The organism is Streptosporangium sp. NPDC000509 (genome assembly GCF_042898365.1).
Lineage (GTDB): Bacteria > Actinomycetota > Actinomycetes > Streptosporangiales > Streptosporangiaceae > Streptosporangium.
Genome location: NZ_JBIAYX010000018.1, coordinates 15,781 through 36,870, shown reverse-complemented (window position 1 = coordinate 36,870; position 21,090 = coordinate 15,781). Strand labels below are relative to the sequence as shown.

Annotated in this window: 15 protein-coding genes; 6 read left to right on the top strand and 9 right to left on the bottom strand. The window is 70.7% G+C overall.

The window, feature by feature from the left end; genetic code table 11:
- Positions 1-18: 18 nt before the first annotated feature.
- The 6 genes from ACFY3D_RS29900 to ACFY3D_RS29875 form a co-directional block, all read right to left on the bottom strand.
- Positions 19-867, bottom strand: coding sequence for a polysaccharide deacetylase family protein (locus ACFY3D_RS29900; protein ID WP_389985385.1), 849 nt, complete (start codon positions 865-867; stop codon positions 19-21).
- 306 nt (positions 868-1,173) lie between these two features.
- Positions 1,174-2,466 (bottom strand): homoserine dehydrogenase, encoded by a 1,293-nt coding sequence (locus ACFY3D_RS29895; RefSeq protein ID WP_350948542.1) that lies wholly within the window; start codon positions 2,464-2,466, stop codon positions 1,174-1,176.
- Between the two features lie 60 nt (positions 2,467-2,526).
- Positions 2,527-3,909, bottom strand: a complete 1,383-nt coding sequence (gene lysA / locus ACFY3D_RS29890; RefSeq protein WP_362897495.1) for a diaminopimelate decarboxylase — start codon at positions 3,907-3,909, stop codon at positions 2,527-2,529.
- Between the two features lie 274 nt (positions 3,910-4,183).
- A complete protein-coding gene (locus tag ACFY3D_RS29885) occupies positions 4,184-4,996 on the bottom strand; it encodes a neutral zinc metallopeptidase (RefSeq protein ID WP_362897494.1) in 813 nt (270 codons plus the stop codon).
- A gap of 43 nt (positions 4,997-5,039) precedes the next feature.
- Entirely contained in the window at positions 5,040-5,795 is a 756-nt protein-coding gene (locus ACFY3D_RS29880) for a DALR anticodon-binding domain-containing protein (RefSeq protein ID WP_389773239.1), read from the bottom strand.
- A gap of 156 nt (positions 5,796-5,951) precedes the next feature.
- Positions 5,952-7,859 (bottom strand): glycosyltransferase, encoded by a 1,908-nt coding sequence (locus tag ACFY3D_RS29875; RefSeq protein ID WP_389985380.1) that lies wholly within the window; start codon positions 7,857-7,859, stop codon positions 5,952-5,954.
- A gap of 71 nt (positions 7,860-7,930) precedes the next feature.
- Here ACFY3D_RS29875 and ACFY3D_RS29870 point away from each other — a divergent pair, with 71 nt between their 5' ends.
- Both ACFY3D_RS29870 and treS read left to right on the top strand, forming a co-directional pair.
- Positions 7,931-9,589: an asparagine synthetase B family protein gene (locus tag ACFY3D_RS29870; RefSeq protein ID WP_389985377.1), complete on the top strand. Its 1,659-nt coding sequence runs from the start codon at positions 7,931-7,933 to the stop codon at positions 9,587-9,589.
- A gap of 555 nt (positions 9,590-10,144) precedes the next feature.
- On the top strand, positions 10,145-11,866 hold the full coding sequence (gene treS, locus ACFY3D_RS29865; protein ID WP_389985374.1) for a maltose alpha-D-glucosyltransferase: 1,722 nt from the start codon (positions 10,145-10,147) through the stop codon (positions 11,864-11,866).
- A gap of 74 nt (positions 11,867-11,940) precedes the next feature.
- On the opposite strand, the gene ACFY3D_RS29860 is transcribed toward treS, so the two are convergent.
- From ACFY3D_RS29860 to ACFY3D_RS29850, 3 genes are all read right to left on the bottom strand, one after another.
- On the bottom strand, positions 11,941-14,220 hold the full coding sequence (locus ACFY3D_RS29860; protein ID WP_389985370.1) for an FtsX-like permease family protein: 2,280 nt from the start codon (positions 14,218-14,220) through the stop codon (positions 11,941-11,943).
- A 193-nt stretch (positions 14,221-14,413) separates the two neighbouring features.
- Positions 14,414-15,166 (bottom strand): ABC transporter ATP-binding protein, encoded by a 753-nt coding sequence (locus ACFY3D_RS29855; protein WP_362926522.1) that lies wholly within the window; start codon positions 15,164-15,166, stop codon positions 14,414-14,416.
- Complete coding sequence (locus ACFY3D_RS29850) at positions 15,163-15,669, bottom strand: PadR family transcriptional regulator (RefSeq protein ID WP_350948533.1); 507 nt, start codon at positions 15,667-15,669, stop codon at positions 15,163-15,165. The genes ACFY3D_RS29855 and ACFY3D_RS29850 overlap by 4 nt, the downstream gene beginning before the upstream one ends.
- A gap of 128 nt (positions 15,670-15,797) precedes the next feature.
- Here ACFY3D_RS29850 and ACFY3D_RS29845 point away from each other — a divergent pair, with 128 nt between their 5' ends.
- From ACFY3D_RS29845 to ACFY3D_RS29830, 4 genes are all read left to right on the top strand, one after another.
- The gene (locus ACFY3D_RS29845; protein WP_362897488.1) at positions 15,798-17,072 is read left to right on the top strand and encodes an ABC transporter substrate-binding protein; all 1,275 of its coding nucleotides are present in this window, start codon (positions 15,798-15,800) and stop codon (positions 17,070-17,072) included.
- A gap of 103 nt (positions 17,073-17,175) precedes the next feature.
- Positions 17,176-18,504 (top strand): ABC transporter substrate-binding protein, encoded by a 1,329-nt coding sequence (locus tag ACFY3D_RS29840; protein WP_389985366.1) that lies wholly within the window; start codon positions 17,176-17,178, stop codon positions 18,502-18,504.
- Positions 18,505-18,516: 12 nt separating this feature from the next.
- On the top strand, positions 18,517-20,142 hold the full coding sequence (locus ACFY3D_RS29835) for an ABC transporter permease subunit (protein ID WP_389985363.1): 1,626 nt from the start codon (positions 18,517-18,519) through the stop codon (positions 20,140-20,142).
- The gene (locus ACFY3D_RS29830; protein ID WP_350948529.1) at positions 20,139-21,014 is read left to right on the top strand and encodes a carbohydrate ABC transporter permease; all 876 of its coding nucleotides are present in this window, start codon (positions 20,139-20,141) and stop codon (positions 21,012-21,014) included. Before ACFY3D_RS29835 ends, ACFY3D_RS29830 begins: the two co-directional genes overlap by 4 nt.
- The last annotated feature ends 76 nt before the right edge of the window (positions 21,015-21,090 follow it).

The following is a 21,090-nucleotide window of genomic DNA, read 5'->3' as shown; positions in this document are numbered from 1 at the left end:
GTGCGGTCTCGGCCGCGTTCACTCCCGCACGGGCAGGGGGCGGTAGCGGGCGCCGACGGCGCTCTGCAGGGTACGCACGACCGTGCCGTGCGACTTCCTGGTCCCCAGCCAGTCGAGGAACTGATTCAGGAGCCTGGGAGTCGTCGAGTAGAGGCCGCAGTCGTCGCAGACGCGGTGGAAGACGAGCGGAACCAGCCCGCCGCCGGTCTTCTCCGCGTTGAGCACCTGCTGCTTCAGGTGCCGCAGCAGGGTGTCCTCGCGGACGGAACCGGAGGTGCGGATGTCGTAGCGGTCCTGCGGGCGGAAGGGCTCACCGGCCGGGCAGCCGGGGCAGCCCCACTCCTTGAGCCCGCCGACCCCGCGGGCCGCGTCGTAGCCGCACCGCCGCGCCACCGCCTTGGCGTCGGAGTCGACCGCGCCGAACGGGTAGGCGAGGGTCGTGGGCCGGTACCCCCACGCGATCAGCGCCCTGCGGTCGTCGCAGATCTGCCCCTCCTGCTCGCTCCGGGTCAGCTCGGTGAGGCGGACGTGGGTCAGCGTGTGACCGCCGATCTCGTGCCCCTTCTTCGCGATCGCGGCGAGCTCGCGCCGGGTCAGCTTCTCCTCGCCGCCGACGGTGTCGGTGTTGACGTAGAACGTGCCACGCATACCGCGTTTCTCCAGCATGCGGGCGACGGCGGGGTGGGTGGAGTCGCCATCGTCGAAGGTGAGCGCGACGATCGTTTTGATCTTCTTGGAGGGACGCGCGGTCGCCGCGTGGGCGGCCGGGCTCAGCGTCGCCACGACGGCCAGCGCCGTGGCGAACGCCACCACCCGGTGGAAGACCTTCACGGTGGACTCCCTTTCGCGGAACGGCAGACAGGGCATGAAAGAACCCTATAAGTCGGTAAAGACCACCAAATGAACCGTTATCAAATGCCCAGGAACCCGATGCCGGGCCGACACGGCATGATCACCGCGAGTGCCGGGAGAGCCCTCGGCAGTGTCGGCGACGGTGCCGACCGACAGCGGTCCGCGCCCGCGCCGGTTCGGCGCGGGCGCGGACCGACACCGAGCCGACGCCGAACGGGCTCGGGCGGGCGGGCCGGCCACGGCGGACCGGCAGGCGCCGCCAGGAGGCGCGTCCCCGCCCTCGACCCGCCCACGCGGAGGAGAACAGTCCGGCGGATGCCGCTAGGAGGCGTCCTCGCCCTCCACCCGCATGACGCTCACCACGTCGCGGACGATGTCCAGCTCGCGCAGGCCCTCGATCGTGGCGGAGAGCGCGGCGTCGCTCGCCCGGTGGGTGACCAGCACCAGCTGGGCGTCCGCGCCGTGCCCCTCCTGCCTCACGGTCTGGATGGAGACGTCCTGCTTGGCGAACATGTCGGCGACCCTCGCGAGCACGCCCGGCTTGTCGGCGACGTCCAGGGAGACGTGGTAGCGCGTGACGGTCTCGCCCATCGGGTGCACGACCAGGTCCGCGTACGTGGACTCCTCAGGTCCTCGGGTGCCCGCCAGCACGTTGCGTCCCACGGCCACGATGTCGCCGAGCACGGCGCTCGCGGTCGGGGCGCCGCCCGCGCCCGCGCCGTAGAACATGAGCTGCCCGGCGGAGCGCGCCTCGACGAACACCGCGTTGTACGCCTCGCGGACCCCGGCCAGCGGGTGCGTCCTGGGGATCATCGCCGGATGCACCCGTACGCCGAACGACCTGCCGTCCTCGGAGCGGGCGCAGATCGCGAGCAGCTTGATGACGTATCCCATCGCCTTGGCACTGGCCACGTCCGTCGCGGTGATCTCGGTGATGCCCTCGCGGTGCACGTCGGCGGCCGTCACCCGGCTGTGGAAGGCGATCCCCGCGAGGATCGCGGCCTTGGCCGCGGCGTCGAAGCCCTCCACGTCGGCGGTGGGGTCGGCCTCGGCGTAGCCCAGCGCCTGCGCCTCCTCCAGCGCGTCGGAGAACGAGGCCCCGCTGGAGTCCATCTGGTCGAGGATGTAGTTGGTGGTGCCGTTCACGATGCCGAGCACGCGATGCACGTGATCACCGGCGAGCGACTCGCGCAGCGGCCTGATCAGCGGGATCGCGCCCGCGACGGCCGCCTCGAAGTAGAGGTCGGCGCCACCGGCCCTGGCCGCGGCGTGGATGGTCGCCCCGTGCTCGGCGAGCAGCGCCTTGTTCGCCGTGACAACCGATTTGCCGCTGTTCAGCGCGGCCAGGATGAGTGCCCTGGCGGGCTCGATGCCGCCGATCACCTCGACGACGACGTCGATGTCGTCGCGGGTGACCAGGGCCTCGGCGTCCGTGGTGAGCAGGGCGGGGTCGACGTCGGCGTCCCGCCTGCGGCCCAGGCGCCGTACGGCGACCCCGGCGAGCTCCAGCGGCGCCCCGACGCGGGCGGCGAGGTCGTCGGCCTGCTCGTGCATGAGCCTGACCACCTGGGAACCGACGACGCCGCATCCCAGAAGTGCGACTTTCAGTGCCATCCGGTCACGCCCCCTTGTCACTCACACCGTGGACGGCGCTCTCGGCCGCTCCGGGTCGTTTCACAGCTGTCCTCTCAGCAGGTCGTCCTCGGTCTCCCTGCGGACGATCACGCGAGACACCCCGTCCTTGACCGCGACCACGGCGGGCTTGGGGAGGTAGTTGTAGTTGTTGGCGAGCGAGCGGCAGTAGGCGCCGGTGCCCGCGACGGCGATCAGGTCACCGGTGGCCAGGTCGGCCGGGAGCCACAGGTCGCGCACGACCATGTCGCCGCTCTCGCAGTGCTTGCCGACCATGCGGGAGAGCATCGGCTTGGCGTCGCTCTCCCTGGAGGCGAGGCGCGCGGTGTAGTCGGCACCGTAGAGGGCGGTGCGGATGTTGTCGCTCATACCGCCGTCGACGCTGACGTAGGTGCGCAGGCCCTCGACGTCCTTGATCGTGCCGACCTCGTAGAGCGTCACGCCGGCCAGCCCGGCGATCGCCCTGCCCGGCTCGACGGTGAGCTTGGGCACCGGCAGGCCGGCGCCCCTCGCCACCCTGCTGACGATCTCCCGCAGGTTGTCGGCGATCTCCTTGACGTCGGGCGCGGTGTCGCCCTCGACGTACGGGATGCCGTAGCCGCCGCCGAGGTCGAGTTCGGGCAGCACGACGTCGTGCTCGTCCTTGATCTTGACCAGGAGGGTGGCGAGGCGGGCCGCGGCCACCTCGAACCCCGCGGTGTCGGTGATCTGGGAGCCGATGTGGGAGTGCAGGCCGACGAGCTCCAGCTGGGGCAGGGCGAGGATCCGCCGTGCCGCCTCGGCCGCCGCGCCGCTGCTCAGCGAGAAGCCGAACTTCTGGTCGTCGTGGGCGGTCGCGATGAACTCGTGGGTGTGGGCCTCGACGCCCACGGTGACGCGGATCATCACCTTGGGACGCGTGCCGTGCTTGTCGGCGAGGAAGCCCAGGCGGGCGATCTCCTCGAAGGAGTCGGCCACGATGTGCCCGATCCCGGCCTCGACGGCCTTCTCCAGCTCGGCGAGGGACTTGTTGTTGCCGTGCATGGTGATCCGCTCGGGCGGGAACCCGACGCTGAGCGCGACGGCGAGCTCCCCGGCGCTGCAGACGTCCAGGCCGAGGCCCTCCTGCATGATCCAGCGGGCGACCTCTCGGCACAGGAATGCCTTGCCCGCGTAGTGGACCTCGCCGCCGGAGAACGCGCTCGCGTAGTCACGGCAGCGGGAGCGGAAGTCTTCCTCGTCCACCACGTAGAGCGGGGTGCCGTGCTCCGCGACCAGGTCCCTCACGTCCGCGCCGCCGATCGTGATCGAGCCGTCGGCGCGGCTCGACGTTCGGGGCCAGATGGTCGGATCGAGCGCGTTCAGGTTTGCGGGTGCGTGCGGAGGGCGCTCCTCGGGCAGCACTTCTGCATGCCGGTCACCGGCGGGGTGGACGAATCGACTCACCCGATCGAGGCTATCGGACCCGGTGATCCCCCTGAGACGATTGCCCACCCATCGAGACGCGATCCTGCTCGAACACGCGAACTTTTTACGTTATGGGCCATTTTGACGACATATTTTAAGGTCGCACCGCGACACGATCCTCGGGAGAGACCGGGTGAGCGCGTTCCCGGAGGCCGGAGGACCGAGCGCTCGGCGTGGCGGGTACGGCGGGAAGCCGGACGCGCCGCGCCAAGCGTGAGGGTACGGCGGGAAGACCGGTGAAGGCCCGCCGAGCCTAGGAGACCTGCTCGGCGGGAGCGCCCCAGGTGTTGCAGGACCCCACGGTGCCGCCCTTCTGGCCGCGCAGCATCCACCCGGCGCTGCTCGTCCCCGAGCCGTGCGACTGCCGGTAGCCCGCCTCCGCCCCCTCGTCCGCGCCGGGGCCGCGCCCGGCGAGAAGGCGCAAATTCTCCAGCCGGCGCGGTGCGACGCCTCGCAGCGCCACCGCGGCCAGGCAGTCGGCCTGCAGTTCGAGCCGTCGCGACCACGCCTCGTCGAAGGCCTCGGAACCCCTCTGGTCGGCGATCCCGCTCACCTCCTGGACATGGTGGGCGTACTCGTGCGCGAGGGTGAACATCATCGGGAAGGCCCGCTCGCCCTCGACCAGCACGTTCACCACGCGAGGCCCCGGACAGTAGATCCCGGCCCAGTCGTAGTCGTCGATCCCGCACGCGGCCTCCTCGGGAGCGTCGACCAGCCGCACCTCCCCCGGCGGCTCGTAGTCGATCTCCGCCCGCGCCAGGGTGGCCGCCCACATCCGTTCCAGGCAGCCGGCCAGAGCCTCCAACGACGCCCTGACGTCGGCGTCGATGTCTTTCGGCAGGGTGTCGCAGCGGCCGTCGACCGGCTCGGTGTCCCCGTAGAGGCGATGCTTGGCCGCGGCCGAGATGGGCGAGCCGGGGGCGGTGCCGAGGAGCTCCCTGAGGTCTCCGCCGAGATAGGCGAGCCCGCCGAGGATGACGGCGAAGGCGAGCAGGGTCGGCAGCGTCCGCCGGACCACCCCTGATCGGCGCGGCTCGTGCGCCTCCCAGTCACGAGGCCCGACCATTCACCTCTCCCCTGATCCTTTTGAACTCCTTTGGGAGGGTCTATCACAGTCTCTCGGGCGCCGTCTCGCCAAGCGCCGTCAACGCCTCGGCCAGCACGTCCCGCACGGCCCGCGCCAGGCGCACCCGGGCGGTGTGGAGCTCCGACGGCTCCTCGTCCCCCGAGGGAAGCGCGGCGGCCCCCTCGAACGCGTCGTGGTACGCCAGCGCCAGCTGCTCGGCGTAGGCGGCCCACCCGGGGTCCCGGCTCACCCGCCTGCCGTGGATCTCGGCCAGCAGCCTGAGCACCGCCCGGTCCCTGCGGTCCTCCAGCAACTCGGGCCTGAAATCCCCGCCGACGCCGAGTTCGACGGCCCAGCGCTGTACGGCGACCGCCCGCGCGTGCGCGTACCTGACGACGAACCCGGGGTTGGCCCACGTCCTGGGCAGGTCTCCCCACGCGGACCCTCCCCCGAGCGTGTCCACGGGAACTCCGCCCTCGGCCACCGGAACGACGGAGGTGTCACCGGGGGCCACGGGGACCTCCCTCGCGGGAACGGGCTCTTCGCCCGTGGGCACGGGAACGGTCGCGCCGATCTCCGTGACGAGTTCGCCGGGGACGGCCACCACGATCTCCAGGAAACCCCGGGGCCGTACCCGGACGGCCGTGATCCCCGGCAGCGCGCGCAGCCGCTCCGCCAGTTCCTCGGGGTCCTCGCCCCTGCGCAGCGCGACCGGGGAGACGTAGACCGCCTCCCCCGCCCACGTCCCCCTGGGAATCGGCGGCAGGCCGAGAACCTCGCCGAGCGTGCCGGGCGTCATCGAAATCCCTCCAGCGTGGAGACCCCGGGCTTCGGCCCCGGAGAGGAAGTCAACCCGGCAGCCTAACTTCCCGGTGAGGTCGTCAGGCGGCGACGGGGCGGCCGGCGGTCGGTGGCGCCGTCGACCGCCCGACGGTCGCCTGACGGTCGCCGGTGTTCAGACCAGGGCGTGCGGGTCGGCCGGACCGTAGTCGACGAGCTGGGCCGAGCCGAGCAGCCAGCGGTCACGGTCGCGGAGGCAGACGTAGCCGAAGCGGTCGGCGGAGAAGACCTTGATCCCGTCCGCGCGGCACTGCCGCATCAGCACGTCGGCCCAGTTGTCCGAGACGTCGGCGAAGCCGATGTCCCGCAGGACCGCGCGGCGGGCCAGCAGGGTGGCTCCCGCGACGTCGGGCAGGTAGGAGTACTCGGCCGAGGGCTGGCGCAGCACGGTCGCCGCGACGTCGCGCAGGTGGGCGTAGTAGGCCGCCTTACCGACGATGTCGGCACTGGCGAACAGGAACGCCCGGCTGAGATCGGCCAGGTAGTGCTCGCCGTACCGGTCGCGGGCGTCCATGACCGCCACCAGGTCGCCCTGGCACAGGTCGAGGGCCCGGTTGAGCAGGCCGCCCGTGGTCAGGTTGGAGGTGGGGCGGCGCACCGTGACGTGCACGCCGTCGGGCATCGCGTCGCGGGCACGCGCCGCGGCGTCCGACGCGTCCGACAGCAGCACCAGCTGCACGACGCCCTTCTGCGGCGCGACCTGGGCCAGCGCGTAGTCGAGGTCGCCCCGGTCGATCATGATCACCGAGATGTTCAGGGTGGCCCTGCCGCTGGGCAGGCCGATCGCGTCCAGCAGGTCGTCGACCTTGTTGGTCATCGTGCCCGAGGCGTACGCCTGGCGGAGCGCCAGGTGGGCGCGGCGCGCGTCGGGCTCGGTGCCGATGGGGGTGCCGCAGGCGGCGAGCTCCGCCATCCGCCAGGGCTCCGTGCCCGGCGGGCAGTCGACCGCGACGGGCCAGCGGTAGGAGGTGAGGACGTCCGGGTACGACAGGTGCCCCGGAAGCAGCTCCTCCAGCGAGAGCACCCGCTCGAACCGGTCCCCGGCGAGCGGCAACGGGTTGTGCACGCGCGGCTGGATCGCGAAGGGCAGGATTCCCAGCGAGGGCGCCCGGCGTCCCTGCTCGGGCTCCTGAGCCGCCAGCGCGGTGCCCCACGGCTTCACGGACTTGGGCAGCGCGGTCACGACGTGCTCGAACAGCCGGGCCGCGGCGACGAACTCGGCGGGCGTGCCCCCGGTGTGCCAGAAGACCGTGCGGATGCCCCGCTCCGCGCACCAGGCCAGCAGCGCGTGCAGTCCCTGGCCGGGCCGGCGCAGCTCCTCCGCCCACGGCCCCTCGGTCACCGACTCGACCAGCAGCAGGTGCGGGACCTCGGCGGCCAGCACCCTGGCGAAGTCCTTCGGCGTGAAACCGGTGGTCTGGCGCCACTCGTAGCGCAGCAGCGCCTCGCCGTGCGGCGCGGCGATCACGGCGGCGGTGAGGTGCGGGCGGGTGTTCGGGCCGGTCGGGACGCGGTACGGCTTGAGCTTCACCGGTCTGCCGCCGACGGTCCTGACGGAGCTGGTGGCCTGGAAGGACGCCCCGGGCACCGGCGCCTTGTCGCCCGCCTTGCGCGGCACCGGCTGGCGCTTGGGAGCGGTCGGGCGCTTGGCCGGCTTGGCCGCCCCGCGCAGGCCGCGCGCCAGCCGCACCGGGTTGCTCTTGCCCGTCTTGATCGCGTCGCCCAGCCGTGACCAGCGGGCCACCTGCACCGAGGAGAGCTTCCACTTGGCCACCTCGGCCTGGTAGCGCTGCTCCGCCAGCTCCTTGCGGAGCTTCTCCTCGGCCGCGTTCGCGGCCTCAAGGCGCTCCTCGGTCTCGCTCAGCAGCTCCTTCACCCCGCGCAGCTCCTCGGCCGCACGTTCCGCATCGGCGATCTTGGCCTGTGCCGCGTCGAGCAGGCGGGCCAGCTCGGAAGCCCTCTCCGCGTGCGCCACCGCCTCCCGCAACGCCTGTCGTGTGCTTTCGAGTTGCTCGCCCGCCACGCCGTCCTCCGTTTCGTGAGCCGGGCGAAAGGATACCCTTTGGTCAATCGCGACACAGAGGAGTCAGCACGGTGCAGTGGCCGACGTTCAATGTGAGGCCGTACGTCTGCGGCGGCATCGGACACCTCGACGAGGCCGTCCTGGAGAGGTTGCGCGAGGCGGGGCCGCGGGTCAGACCCGCCGTCCAGGCTCAGAACGCGGCCCTGTTCAGTTCCTCCCCGCTGCCCCCGTACCGGCGCGACGAGCGCACCTGGGCCTTCGCCTGGGGCGAGCGCAGGCCCGGCGGCGCGGCGCCGTGGATCACGGTGGCGGAGACCTACGAGACACCCGGCCTGATCGACGACGGTGAGCGGATCACGCTGCACACCGGAGGTCTCGGCCTCGTGGACGTCTACTACCTGTCCTACGGCGGGGCCGTCTACTTCTCCTCGCTGCTCGAACCGCTGCTCTCCCTCGCGCGCACGCCGTACGAGATCAACTGGGACGCCTGGGCCTCGATCATCCAGCTCACCTTCCCGCTGCGCGACGACACCCCGTACACACAGGTGAAACGGCTCGCGGGGGCGAGCGCGCTCGTCTTCGACCGGGCGTCGGACCGGATCGGCGTCGAGCGGATGCTGCCCCGCTGGCTGCGCGAGGAGCCCTACGAGGCGGGCAGGACCGCCGGGGAGATCCTGGAGATCCTGCACGAGGTCTACAAGGAGTTCGACGGGCGCCCGCTGCTGGTCCCGGTCAGCGGCGGCTACGACTCACGGCTGCTGTGCTCGGTGGCGGTGGCGCGTGGCGCCGACGTGGAATCGTGGACGACCAGCCCCGACGACGGCACCGACACCGACATCGTCTTCGCCAAGGCGATCACCCGCGAGCTGGGCGTACGCCACAGGGTGATCACCCAGGACGCCGACGCCTATCCCGACGACGCGCTGGCCGCGGCGCGGCGGCTGGAGTTCCTCACCCCGCACCACGCCTGGTACACCCCGTTCGCCCGCGAGGTGCACCGGGCGGGGCGGACCCTCGTCGACGGGCTGGCCGGAGGGCCGCTGCTGAAGAACTTCATGGTCAGCGGGGCCGCGCTCGGCGCCTCCACGCAGGCCGAGCGCAAGGCCGCGCTGCTCGGCTCGCTCGCGCTCGGCTCCCCGTCCGTGCCGTTCCTGTCGGAGGGGGCCGAGGCGTGGATCACCGACAGCGTGAGGCACGCCTTCACCCAGTCGACCGCGATGCTCAACGGCCACCGGGCCGAGCTGCCGCTCTCGGTCCTGCACACCAGGACCGCGCGGGGCATCGCCCGCTCCCCGGTCAACCTGGTCGGCCCCGAGGCGTCCTTCGCGGCACCGTTCATCCACCCCGCCTTCTTCGACGCGGCGCTCTCGGTCGGCGTGCACCGCAAGGACCAGGGGCGCTTCTACCGCGAGGTCCTGTACGCGGCCAACCCGCGCGTGGCCGCGCTGCCCTCCACCAACGTGGTCAAGCAGCCGCTCCAGCGGGTCCCGCTCCGCTCGGCCGCCGCGCCCGCCAGGGAGTACGGCCACCTGATGCTCACCCGGGTCGCCGGCGCCGTGCCCTCGCTGCTGTCGGAGCAGCTCCACGCCGTGGTCGCCGAGGGCCCCGACGCGCTGGCGCGGTTCAACGGCTGGAACGACCGATTCTGGGTGCGCGGCCTGGTGCTGTTCGGCGCTTGGCTCGGCGACTACCAGGACCACCTTCCCGACCTCACCCCGCCCTGGAACTGATCCCCTCCCCTTCCGCGTCGGGAGCGGTCTCCGTCCGTCCTGTGCCCGCCCCGGTCCTTTCCGAGGCGTCCGTTCCGTGAGGGTTTCTCCGTGCCCCGTGAGTGCCCCCGGAGTGCCCTGAGAATGCTTTCGGGAATGCTTCGGGGACCCGATGCGCAACATCCGCGCAAAGGACCGGCTCCCGGCCGCGCGGGAGGATCCGTGTATCGGCCGGATCCCCGGGCATAGGACGAGGTCACCCCTCTGCGGCGTGTCGTGTTTCACGCAGGAAAACAATCAGCGACGCGACGATTACGCGGTCGTGGCGCGATGCGCGCGAAAATTCCGTGGGGCGGCGGCGATGTACCACGCCAAGAGGGCTTCGGGGGTCTCAGGTGGCTGGTAGTGTTCGGCCCAGAAAGCGCCACAACGGACAGTCCTGAATCACAAATTCGTCCTGTCCGCGGCCATGGAGCTCGTGGGGATGACGGCTCCCGCCGGCGCGGTCACCAAACATCATCAGCCGGAGCATCCGGTGACTTCGTCCTGCCCTTCATCACCGTGAGCGAGAACACGATGACCCCATCCCCCTTCCCCTCCCCTTCCCAGGAGTCCGTGGCCGAGGACTTCGTCTCGGCGGATCCCCAGTGGTACAAGCGCGCGGTCTTCTACGAGGTGCTGGTCCGCGGGTTCAAGGACTCCAACGGCGACGGCACCGGCGACCTGCGCGGTCTCATCGAGAAGCTGGACTACGTCGAGTGGCTCGGCGTCGACTGCCTGTGGCTCCTTCCGCTGTACGAATCTCCCCTACGTGACGGCGGATACGACATCTCCGACTACATGAAGATCCTTCCGGACTTCGGGGACCTCGGGGACTTCGTGGAGCTGATCGAGTCGGCGCACCAGCGGGGCCTGCGCATCATCACCGACCTGGTGATGAACCACACCAGCGACAAACACCCCTGGTTCCAGGCGTCCCGGCACGACCCCGAGGGGCCGTACGGCGACTTCTACGTGTGGTCGGACACCCCGACCGGGTATCCCGACGCGCCGATCATCTTCATCGGTGCCGAGGAGTCCAACTGGACCTACGACCCGGTCCGCAAGCAGTACTACTGGCACCGCTTCTTCCACCACCAGCCGGACCTGAACTACGAGAACCCGGCGGTCCAGGAGGCGATGCTGGAGGTCCTGCGGTTCTGGCTGGACCTGGGCATCGACGGCTTCAGGCTCGACGCGGTGCCCTACCTCTTCGAGCGCGAGGGCACCGACTGCTCGGGTCTGCCGGAGACCCACGCCTACCTGAAGAAGATCCGCGCCGAGGTCGACCGTCTCTACCCGGACCGGGTGCTGCTCGCCGAGGCCAACGGCTGGCCCGAGGACGTGGTCGAATACTTCGGCGACCCCGCGACCGGCGGCGACGAGTGCCACATGGCCTTCCACTTCCCGCTCATGCCGCGCATCTTCATGGGGGTGCGACGGGGCAGCCGCGAGCCGATCTCCGAGATCATGTCGCGGACCCCGAAGCTCCCCGACAGCGGCCAGTGGGGCATCTTCCTTCGCAACCACGACGAGCTGACGCTCGAGACGGTCACCGAGGAGGAGCGCGACTACATGCACGCCGAGTACGCCAAGGACCCGCGCATGCGGGCCTACCTCGGCATCCGGCGCCGCCTCGCCCCGCTGCTGGAGAACGACCGCGACCAGATCGAGCTGTTCACCGCGCTGCTGCTCTCGCTGCCCGGCTCCCCGGTCATGTACTACGGCGACGAGATCGGCATGGGCGACAACATCTGGCTGGAGGACCGCGACGCGGTCCGCACCCCGATGCAGTGGAGCCCCGACCGCAACGCGGGCTTCTCCACGGCCGACCCCGGACGCCTGTACCTGCCCGTCGTCATGGACCCGATCCACGGATACCAGGCGGTCAACGTGGAGGCGCAGCAGAAGAACCCCGCCTCGCTGCTCCACTTCACCAGGAACATGCTGGCGATCCGCCGCAGCCACCAGGTCTTCGGCACCGGCGTCTACAACGAGCTGTGGTCGAGCAACCCGGCGGTGCTCAGCTTCGTCCGCGAGGACGGCGAGGACCTGATGCTGTGCGTCAACAACCTCTCGAAGTATCCGCAGCCGGTCGAGCTCGACCTGCGCCGCTTCGCGGGCATGATCCCCGTCGAGGCGAGGGGCGGGGTGCGGTTCCCCCCCGTGGGCACCCTGCCGTACCTGCTCACCCTGCCCGGCCACGGTTTCTACTGGTTCTCGCTCAAGAACGCCGACGTCCCCGGCATCGACGGCTGAACCCCCTTTTCCTGGACGGCCCCGGGACGGTCATCGTCCCGGGGCCGTCCCGGGTGAACGCCGACGGTTCAGGGTCATCTCGCGGTGACCGGGACCTGGGCGCGGGCCGCGTACCCCGCCGGGATCAGCGTCACCAGCAGGGCGCTCCCCACCGCGACGAGCACCGCGACGGCGAGCGTCAGGGCCGAGGGCGTACGGCCGATGCCCGCGCCGACGCCGCTGGTGTGCCCCTGCAGGTCGATCAGCCCGCCGACGAGTGAGGCCCCGGCCGCGGTGCCCGCGACCACCCCCAGCACGATCAGCAGGCCGGTCCCGGTGACCAGGGTGGCCGCCACCTGCCGGGGGGTGAGGCCCATCGCCTTGAGCACCGCGAGGTCGAGGGCGTGGTCGCGCAGGCCGAGGGCGCTCGCCGTCAGGAGGTTCGCCAGGCCGAGCAGGGCGAGCACGACGATCAGCGCCACGATCACCACGCGGATGATCGCGAGCCGTTCCGCCGGATTCACCACCCGCCGGACCTCGAGGGCCTCTCCCGAGGCGACCATCAGCCGTGCCCTCACCTCCGCCGGGTCGGCGCCCGGCCTGAGCACCAGACTGTAGAACTGCGGCGGCACCGCGTCCTTGGCCGCGAGGCTGTCGATCCCGAAGGAGAGCACCTCGCCGTCCTGGTCGGGCTCCACCACCCGGCCCACGAGGTGCACGATCAGCGGGGTGCCGCCGACGGTGAGCCGGATCCGGTCTCCGATCTTCACGCCCAGCAGGTCGAGCAGCCCCTGCCCCGCGACGGCCTCCCCCCTGGCGGCGTACATCCGCCCCTCGACGACCGAGAAGGGGTACGGCTCGGCGGAGGTTCCGGCGGCGCGGGCCAGCACACTCCTGGTCTGCTCGGGCTCCAGCGCGGGCACCTCGGTGCCGGGGTAGACCGCCAGCACCCCGGGGTCGGCCCTCGCGATCCGCAGAGCGTCGTCGGCCGAGAGCTTGTCCGGGCGCACCGTGAGCGCCGCCGCCTGGCCGACCCGCTCCGGGTGCCGCAGGAAGTCGTCCAGGGTGGCCCAGCAGCCGAGCCCAATAGTGATCATCATCATCGGGATCGCGACGCCGAAGATGCTCAGGAACGCCGGGACGCGACGGGTGAAGGCGTCCCGGGTGCCCAGGACCAGGGCGGGAGGCAGCCGTACGAGGAGCGCCAGGCGCGCCAGCCGGGACAGGTGCCTCCTGGGCGGCGCGACGGGCGCCGCGGGGACGGGAGCGGTACGGCCGCCCCGCCAGGCGGGCAGTGCCACCGCGATCAGGACCACGGCGGCGGTGCCGCCGGTGATGGCGAGCAGCGGGACCGGGGAGAGCGGCAGTATCGGCACCCCGTCCAGGACGAACGAGGCCGCGATCTGCCCGCAGACCAGTCCGAGGGCGATGCCGAGCAGCCCGAGCGCGCCGTGCTCGGCCATGAGCACGCCGAACACCTGGCCCCGGGTGTAGCCGAGGGACTTGAGGGTGGCGATGTCGCGCGTCTGGCTCAGCACCCGGCCGCCCACCGCGTTGGCGATGGCGAGCGCGGCGGCCACCAGCCCGGTGATTCCGAACAGCGCGAGCAGCAGGCCGAGCAGCCGGTTGTCCAGCTCCATCGAGGCGCGGACCTCACGCCAGGTGGACATCCGCTGGATCTGCTCGTCCAGGAGGGTGACGGCGCCGTGGACGGCGGGCAGCGTGGCCTCCCCGTCGGCCAGGCGCAGCCCGGTGACCGACTCGCTGCGCCCCAGCGCGGGCTCGACCCTGGCCAGCACGGGCGCGAGCGTCCAGGCGAGGCCGGGCGTCCACTCGGGGTAGAACCCCTGGTCGGCGGTGTCGGCCAGGCCGACCACGATGAGCGGGTGGGTGGCGCCGTTGAGCGCGGTCACCGGGAAGGCTCCGCCCACCCTCAGGCCGAGCGCTTTGGCGAAGGAGCGCTCGACGACCACGCCGTCGGTGTCGCCGGAGCGCAGCGGGCGCCCCTCGCGGATCAGCGGGGCGGCGACCCGGGGCGGCGTCGCGGACATCTCCCGCAGCGCCACCGGCGACCTTTTGCCGTCCAGCGTGAGGGTGACCGGAGCCGACCGGTAGGGGCCCGCGACCTGGACCACGCCGGGCAGCCTCGACAGCGCGGCCGGGTCGGGGGCGTCCTTGGTGTGTATCCACACGTGCGCGCCCCTGGATTCGGCGAACAGCCCCCGCCACGGGTTGGTGCCGTCCTCCAGGAGGGTCGCGGAGGTGATCAGCGCCGTGACGATCCCGGCGACGGCGAGCAGCGTGAGCAGCGCCTGGCCCCTGCGGGCCCTGATATCGGCGCGGATCCACCTCACGGAGGCGCGGACGGTGCTCACCGCGATGCCTTCCGCATGATTCGCGAAACCCGTGGGGCCCCCGAAGCCCGCGGGGCCGTCGGACCGGCGAGCCCCGAAGGCACCGGCGGAGGCGAACCCGTGATGCCGCCCGCGACGACGTCGCCGACCCGGAAGAGCCTGGGGAGCACGGGCCGGGGCGGCCCCTCGGACGGGGAGGGCGGAGGGCGCACCGTCAGCCTCTCAGCTCGACGACGTCGCCGGCGCTGCCCTTGGGGCGGCGGCGGACCAGCCCGGCGCCCCCGTCGTCGACGACCTGGCCGTCCAGGAGGGAGACCACCCGGTCGGCCAGGCTGGCGACCCTGGCGTCGTGGGTGACCAGGATGATGGCCTGGCCCTCGCGGTGGACCTCGCCGAGCAGGCGCAGGACGTCGCGGGTGTTGCGGCTGTCGAGGTTGCCGGTGGGCTCGTCCGCGAGCAGCAGGCTCGGCTCGTTGGCCAGCGCGCGGGCGAGCGCGACCCGCTGCTGCTCGCCCCCGGCGAGCTGCGAGGGGGCGGCGTCGGCGCGGGCGGTGAGGCCGAGCTCGCCGAGGAGGTATTCGCGGCGGCGGCGGGCCTCGCGCGTGGAGGCCCCCGCCAGCAGCGCGGGCAGCTCGACGTTGTCGGCCACGGTCATGTTGGCGACGAGATTGAAGAACTGGAAGACGAAACCGATCCTCCGGCGGCGAAGCAGCGCCCAGGCGCTCTCGCTGAGCGTGTCGGCCCGCTGCCCGTCGAGCCAGATCTCACCGCTGGTCCTCGCCTCAAGACCACCGATCATGTGGACCAGGGTGGACTTTCCCGAGCCGGAGGGGCCCATGACCGCCACGAACTCCCCCGGGCTCACCCGCAGGTCGACCCCTCGCACCGCGGGCACCGGCACCCCGCCGTCCTGGTAGATCTTGACGAGGTTGACGGTTTCGACCACGGGAACCACGGGAGAGGTCAACTCAGCTCCTCCTGGCAGCGTTCGAGCCAGTCGAGGTCGGCCTGGAGGTGCAGCATGGCCCCCTCGACCAGCAGGAGCGCGACCTGGTTCTCCGGGTCGGTCCGCTCGGCGAGTTCGTTGAGGTCACGCATGAGTCCGAGGTAGTGACGGCGCTGGCGATTGATCATCGCCATTCTGTCGGCGATGCCGGTCATCGGGGCCAGCACGAGCTTCATGAAGAACTCGTCCCGGACCCTGGGGCCCTCGGTGGGCTCGTCCACCCACGTGTCGAGGATCTCGCGGCCGGCGGCCGTCAGGTAGTAGACCTTCTTGTTCGGCCGGTTGGACTGCTCGACGTCCACGGCGCGCACCAGACCGTCCTTCTCCAGACGGCCGAGCGTGACGTAGATCTGCCCGATGTTCGGTGAAGGGTAGGCGCTGCCGAAGATCTGTTCAAGTGCCTGTTTGAGCTCGTAGCCGTGGGCAGGTTCCTTCGCGAGGAGCGCCAGCAGCGTCAGCCGCACGCCCCACCTCCTCGGAGAGCTCGTTACGTGAGCGTTACGGGGTTATCCGTTGACGGTGATGATACCGCTATGCATAACATGCATGCATCTACCTAACACGTATGTAACCAACTGGAAACCGGGAGGTCATGGTGCGCCGACTCATCCCCGTCGCGCTCGCCGTGCTTCTCGTGGCGGGGTTGGCGGGATGTTCGGCGGCCGGTGCCCAGGAGGATGAGCGGTTCGGCGGGACCGGTCCGTTCACCCTGGTGATCGGACGCCCCGCGACCGCCTACCTGCAGCCGCTGCTCGACCGCTGGAACCAGGCCCACCCCGGGGAGCGGGCGACCCTGCTCGAACTCCCCGAGGCCGCCGACGAGCAGCGGGCGCAGATGGTCGCCAACCTCCAGGCCAAAAGCGACCGATACGACGTGATCGGATTGGACGTGATCTGGACCGCCGAGTTCGCCGAGGCCGGCTGGATCCTGCCGCTGGAGCGCACGATGTTCCCGCTCGACCGGTTCCTGCCGCCGGTCGTCGACACGGCGGTCTACCGGGGCAAGCTCTGGGCGGTTCCCTACACCAGCAACGCCGGCCTCCTCTACTACCGCAGGGACCTGCTGGCCAAGGAGGGCTTCAAGCCGCCGAGGACCTGGCAGGAGTTGCGCACCCAGGCGCGCGCCCTGCACGACAAGTACGGCATCGGCGGCTACGCGGGGCAGTTCCTGGCCTACGAGGGCCTGACCGTCAACTTCACCGAGGCCGTGCAGTCGGCGGGCGGGCAGATCCTCAGCCTGGACGGCACCAAGGTGACCATGGACGTGGCCAAGGCGAAGGCCGGCCTTGACTTCCTGATGGACGGGTTCCGGGAGGGGTGGATCCCGGAGGAGTCGCTCTCCTACAAGGAGGACGAGGCGCAGCTCGCCTTCGAGGAGGGACGGCTCGCCTTCGCCCGCAACTGGCCGCACGCCTACGGACCGGCCACCACCTCGGCGGTCGCCGGCAAGTTCGGGGTGACCCGGCTGCCCGGTCTCGACGGCCCCGGCACCGGTTCGCTCGGCGGCTACAACCTCGCGGTGAGCGCCTTCTCCAAGCGGCAGAAGTCGGCCACCGAGTTCATCCGCTACTTCACCGGTCTTGAGAACCAGCGGCGGGTGCTCGCCGACGGCTCGTTCCCGCCCGTGTGGGCCGAACTGTACGACGATCCCGATCTGATCAGGCGTTTTCCCTACCTGCCGGTCCTGAAGCAGAGCATCCTCTCCGCTCGGCCCAGGCCCGCCGGCGCCAACTACAACCAGGTGAGCCTGGTGATCGCCAGCGCGGTCTCCAACGCCCTCACACCGCCTTTCGCGAAGGACGGCGACGGCGACGACGTCGTCTCCTCCATGAAGGGTCAACTCGAAGAGATAATCCGGGCCCAATGAGGCCGGGGCATCCCCCGGCAGAAGCCGTCATCCCCATTTCGGCTGGTTGTTCGTCCTACATATCCCGATTTCAAGCCTCAACGTCTCAGGAGGTCTGTTCAGTATGCGCAAAACCATCGCAGCGGTGACGACGGCGGGACTCGCCCTGGCACTCGCCGCGTGCGGCGGCGGCGAATCGGCCGCCCCCGCACCGGCCACGAGTGACAGCGCGCCCGCGTCGGCCCCGGCCGCCAAGAACCTCGAAGGGGTGACCGTCGAGGTCGCCGCCAAGTGGACCGGCGCCGAGCAGACCAACTTCGAGCAGGTGCTCAAGGCGTTCGAGGAGAAGACCGGCGCCAAGGTCACCTACGCCTCCACCGGTGAGGACACCGGCGCCTACCTCGGGCCGCGCATCGAGGGCGGCAACCCGCCGGACGTCGCGATCCTGCCCCAGCCCGGCCTGGTCCAGCAGTACGCGGACCAGAAGGCGCTCAAGCCGCTCACCGCCGAGGTCCAGAAGCAGATCGACGACAACTACACCCCGTACTGGAAGGAGCTCGGCTCCGCCGACGGCCAGGCCTACGGCGTGCTGGTGAAGGCGGCCCACAAGTCGCTCATCTGGTATCGCGACCAGGCCTTCCAGGACGCCGGTGTGACGCCCCCCGCCACCTGGGACGACCTGATCAAGGCCGCCCAGACGATCGCCGACTCGGGCACCCCGCCGTTCTCCCTCTGCGGCGCCTCCGGCTGGACCCTGACCGACCTGTTCGAGAACGTCTACCTGTCCTCCGCGGGCCCGGAGAACTACACCAAGCTCTCCAAGCACGAGATCCCGTGGACCGACCCCAGCGTGACCACCGCGCTGGAGAAGATCGCGCAGCTCGTCGGCAAGAAGGAGTTCCTGCTCGGCGGCTCCGCCGGCGCCCTGCAGACCGACTTCCCGACCTGCGTGACCCAGGTCTACGGCCAGGACAAGTCGGCGATGGTCATCGAGGCGGACTTCGTGGGCGTCACGGCCGAGCAGTCGGGCGCGAAGCTCGGCGAGGAGGCCAAGTACTTCCCGTTCCCCAAGGTCGGCGACACCGAGCCGGTCGTGCTGGGCGGCGACATCGCGGTGGCACTGAAGGAGTCCGAGGGCTCGATGGCGCTGCTGGAGTTCCTCGCCTCCAAGGAGGGCGGCGAGGTCTGGGCGAAGCTTCCCGGCTACCTCTCTCCCAACCGCAACGTCTCGCCGGACAACTACCCGGACGACATGACCAAGAAGCTCGCCGAGACGATCATCGCCGCCGGTGACACGGTCCGCTACGACATGTCCGACCTCGCGCCCAGCGCCTTCGGTGGCACCGACGGCAAGGCCCTGTGGAAGTACCTGCAGGACTTCGTGCGCACCCCCTCGGACGTCAAGGGCATCCAGGACAAGCTTGAGGCCGAGGCCAAGAAGGCCTGGAAGTAGGGGAGTAAGGCCGTGACCGACCGGTTAGACGGCCCGCAGGGTTCGCGTGGCGGCGACGACGACGCCGCCCGCGGTCCCTCCTCCGGACCTGACGACACCCAGCGGCCGGCGCGAGGCGCCGGCTCCCCCCACACCTCTGACGCCACCCCGTCCGGCGGCGAGCCCTCGAAGACCTCCGGGACCCCTGAGATCCCTGAGACCTCGGAGAAGACGGACGGCGGGGACGGTCACCCGGCCCTCGCCGACGTCAGGTCGGACGACCCGGCCGCGCCGGCCGCCGAGCCGGAGCTCGCCACGGCGGGGGCGGCCGCCCCGGCGGCCACGCCCGCGAAGGTGCCCGCCGGGGCCTCCCGGCTGGGGCCGCCGCCGAGGATGGCGATCTGGTTCCTGCTGCCGGGCGCGCTCGTACTCGGCGTGATGGTGATCTACCCGATCATCTACTCGATCTTCCGTAGCCTCTACGACGCCGGCGGCAGCACCTTCGTCGGGGCGGAGAACTACGCGACGATCTTCAGCGACTCCTCCACCCTGACCACGATCAGGAACAACCTGATCTGGGTCGCGGTGGCTCCCGCCCTGGTCACCGTGATCGGCCTCGTCTTCGCGGTGCTGACCGAGCGGATCCGCTGGGCGACCGCGTTCAAGCTGGTCGTGTTCATGCCGATGGCCGTCTCCCTGATGGCCTCCGGCGTCATCTTCCGCCTCGTCTACGAGCAGGCCCCCGACCGGGGCGTGGCCAACGCGGTGATCACCTCGGTGACCGGTCTCTTCGGTTCGAGCAACGGCTACCCGGATGCCCGCCCCAGGGAGAACGACCAGTCCCCCGTCACCGCGGAACAGGGCGGCGGGGTGGTCACCAAGCAGCCCGCGCAGCCGGGGCAGGCGGTGCTCCTGCCGCTCGTGGGCGTGAAGCCCGACACCCTCGCCTCGGCCTCCACGGCGAAGGCGGTCCAGCCGGGTCCCGGCGAGCTGGCGGGGACCGTCTGGGTCGACTTCACCCAGGGCGGTGGCGGCGCGGCCAACGAGGTGGACGGCACCGAGAAGGCCCTGGCCGGGATGACGGTCGAGGCGGTGCAGAACGGCGCCGTCAAGGCCACCACCACCAGCGGGGCCGACGGCACCTTCCGCTTCACCGGGCTCGCTCCGGGCGACTACCAGGTGCGACTGCCGCAGTCGAACTTCGAGGCGGCGTTCGGCGGGATCCCCTGGCTGGGCCCGACACTGATCACTCCGGCGATCATCGGCGCGTTCGTCTGGGTGTGGGCCGGATTCGCGATGGTACTGATCGCGGCGGGGCTCGCGGCCATCCCGCGCGACGCGCTGGAGGCGGCCCGCATCGACGGGGCCACCGAGTGGCAGGTGTTCCGCAAGATCACCGTTCCGCTGCTCTCCCCGGTACTGCTCGTCGTGTTCGTCACGATGATCATTAATACCCTGAAGGTCTTCGACCTGGTCTTCGTCATCGCACCGGGATCGGTGCAGCCGCAGGCCAATGTGATCGCGCTGGAGATGTGGCGGGTCTCGTTCGGCGGAGGCAGCAACCAGGGGCTGGGCAGCGCGCTCGCCATCTTCCTGCTGCTCCTCGTCCTTCCCTTCATGATTCTCAACATCCGCCGGTTCAGGAGGGACAACCAGTGACGACCTCCACCCTTGGCACCCCACCTCGCGGCGTCCTCGGCAGGATCGTGGACCGGCTGGGCAACGGCCTGGTCCAGGCGGTACTGGTGCTGGTCGGCCTGTTCTGGCTGGTTCCCACCCTGGGCCTGTTCGTGGTCTCGATCCGCGAGGAGGCGGCCAACAACTCCAGCGGCTGGTGGACGATCCTCACCAAGCCGGCCGAGCTGACCCTGGAGAACTACTCCAACCTGCTCGCCACCGGGTTCACCGCGTCGTTCTGGAACACCGTGTTCATCACGGTGCCCTCGACCATCCTGGTGATCGGCATCGCCGCCATGGCGGCGTACGCGTTCGCCTGGATGGAGTTTCCCGGCAGGGACGCGCTGTTCCTGGTGGTGGTCGGCCTGCTGGTGGTGCCGACCCAGATCGCGCTGATCCCGATCGCGAAACTGTACGGCTCGGCCGGGATCTTCGGCTCCATCGCGAGCGTGGTGCTCTTCCACGTCGCCTTCGGTCTCCCCTTCGCCATCTTCCTGCTCCGCAACTTCTTCGCGGGCATCTCACGCTCGCTGCTGGAGGCGGCGCGGATGGACGGCGCCGGGGAATGGAAGATCTTCTCGACCGTGGTGTTCCCGCTGGCCAAACCGGCGGTCGCCTCGCTCGGCATCTTCCAGTTCCTCTGGGTCTGGAACGACCTGCTCGTCTCGCTGGTCTTCGCCAACACCGAGAACCAGCCGATGACCAAGGCCCTACAGTCCCAAATGCGGCAATTCGGGACCAACGTGGACATTCTTGCGCCGGGTGCTTTCCTGTCGCTGATTATCCCGTTGATCCTCTTTTTCGCCTTCCAGCGGTATTTCGTCCAGGGGATGATGGCTGGCTCGGTGAAATAGTTAACAGGGGCAGGCCCGGTGCGGCACGCGCTGATTCCCAGCACGCGCCGTACCGGGCCTAAAACCTCGATAGGGT

Bases quoted from the DNA above. Each gene is read 5' to 3' on its own strand.
- ACFY3D_RS29880 (WP_389773239.1), bottom strand. From the start codon at position 5,795: ATGACGCCCGGCACGCTCGGCGAGGTTCTCGGCCTGCCGCCGATTCCC.
- ACFY3D_RS29900 (WP_389985385.1), bottom strand. From the start codon at position 867: ATGCCCTGTCTGCCGTTCCGCGAAAGGGAGTCCACCGTGAAGGTCTTC.
- ACFY3D_RS29845 (WP_362897488.1), top strand. From the start codon at position 15,798: ATGGTGCGCCGACTCATCCCCGTCGCGCTCGCCGTGCTTCTCGTGGCG.
- ACFY3D_RS29885 (WP_362897494.1), bottom strand. From the start codon at position 4,996: ATGGTCGGGCCTCGTGACTGGGAGGCGCACGAGCCGCGCCGATCAGGG.
- treS (WP_389985374.1), top strand. From the start codon at position 10,145: ATGACCCCATCCCCCTTCCCCTCCCCTTCCCAGGAGTCCGTGGCCGAG.
- ACFY3D_RS29840 (WP_389985366.1), top strand. From the start codon at position 17,176: ATGCGCAAAACCATCGCAGCGGTGACGACGGCGGGACTCGCCCTGGCA.
- ACFY3D_RS29895 (WP_350948542.1), bottom strand. From the start codon at position 2,466: ATGGCACTGAAAGTCGCACTTCTGGGATGCGGCGTCGTCGGTTCCCAG.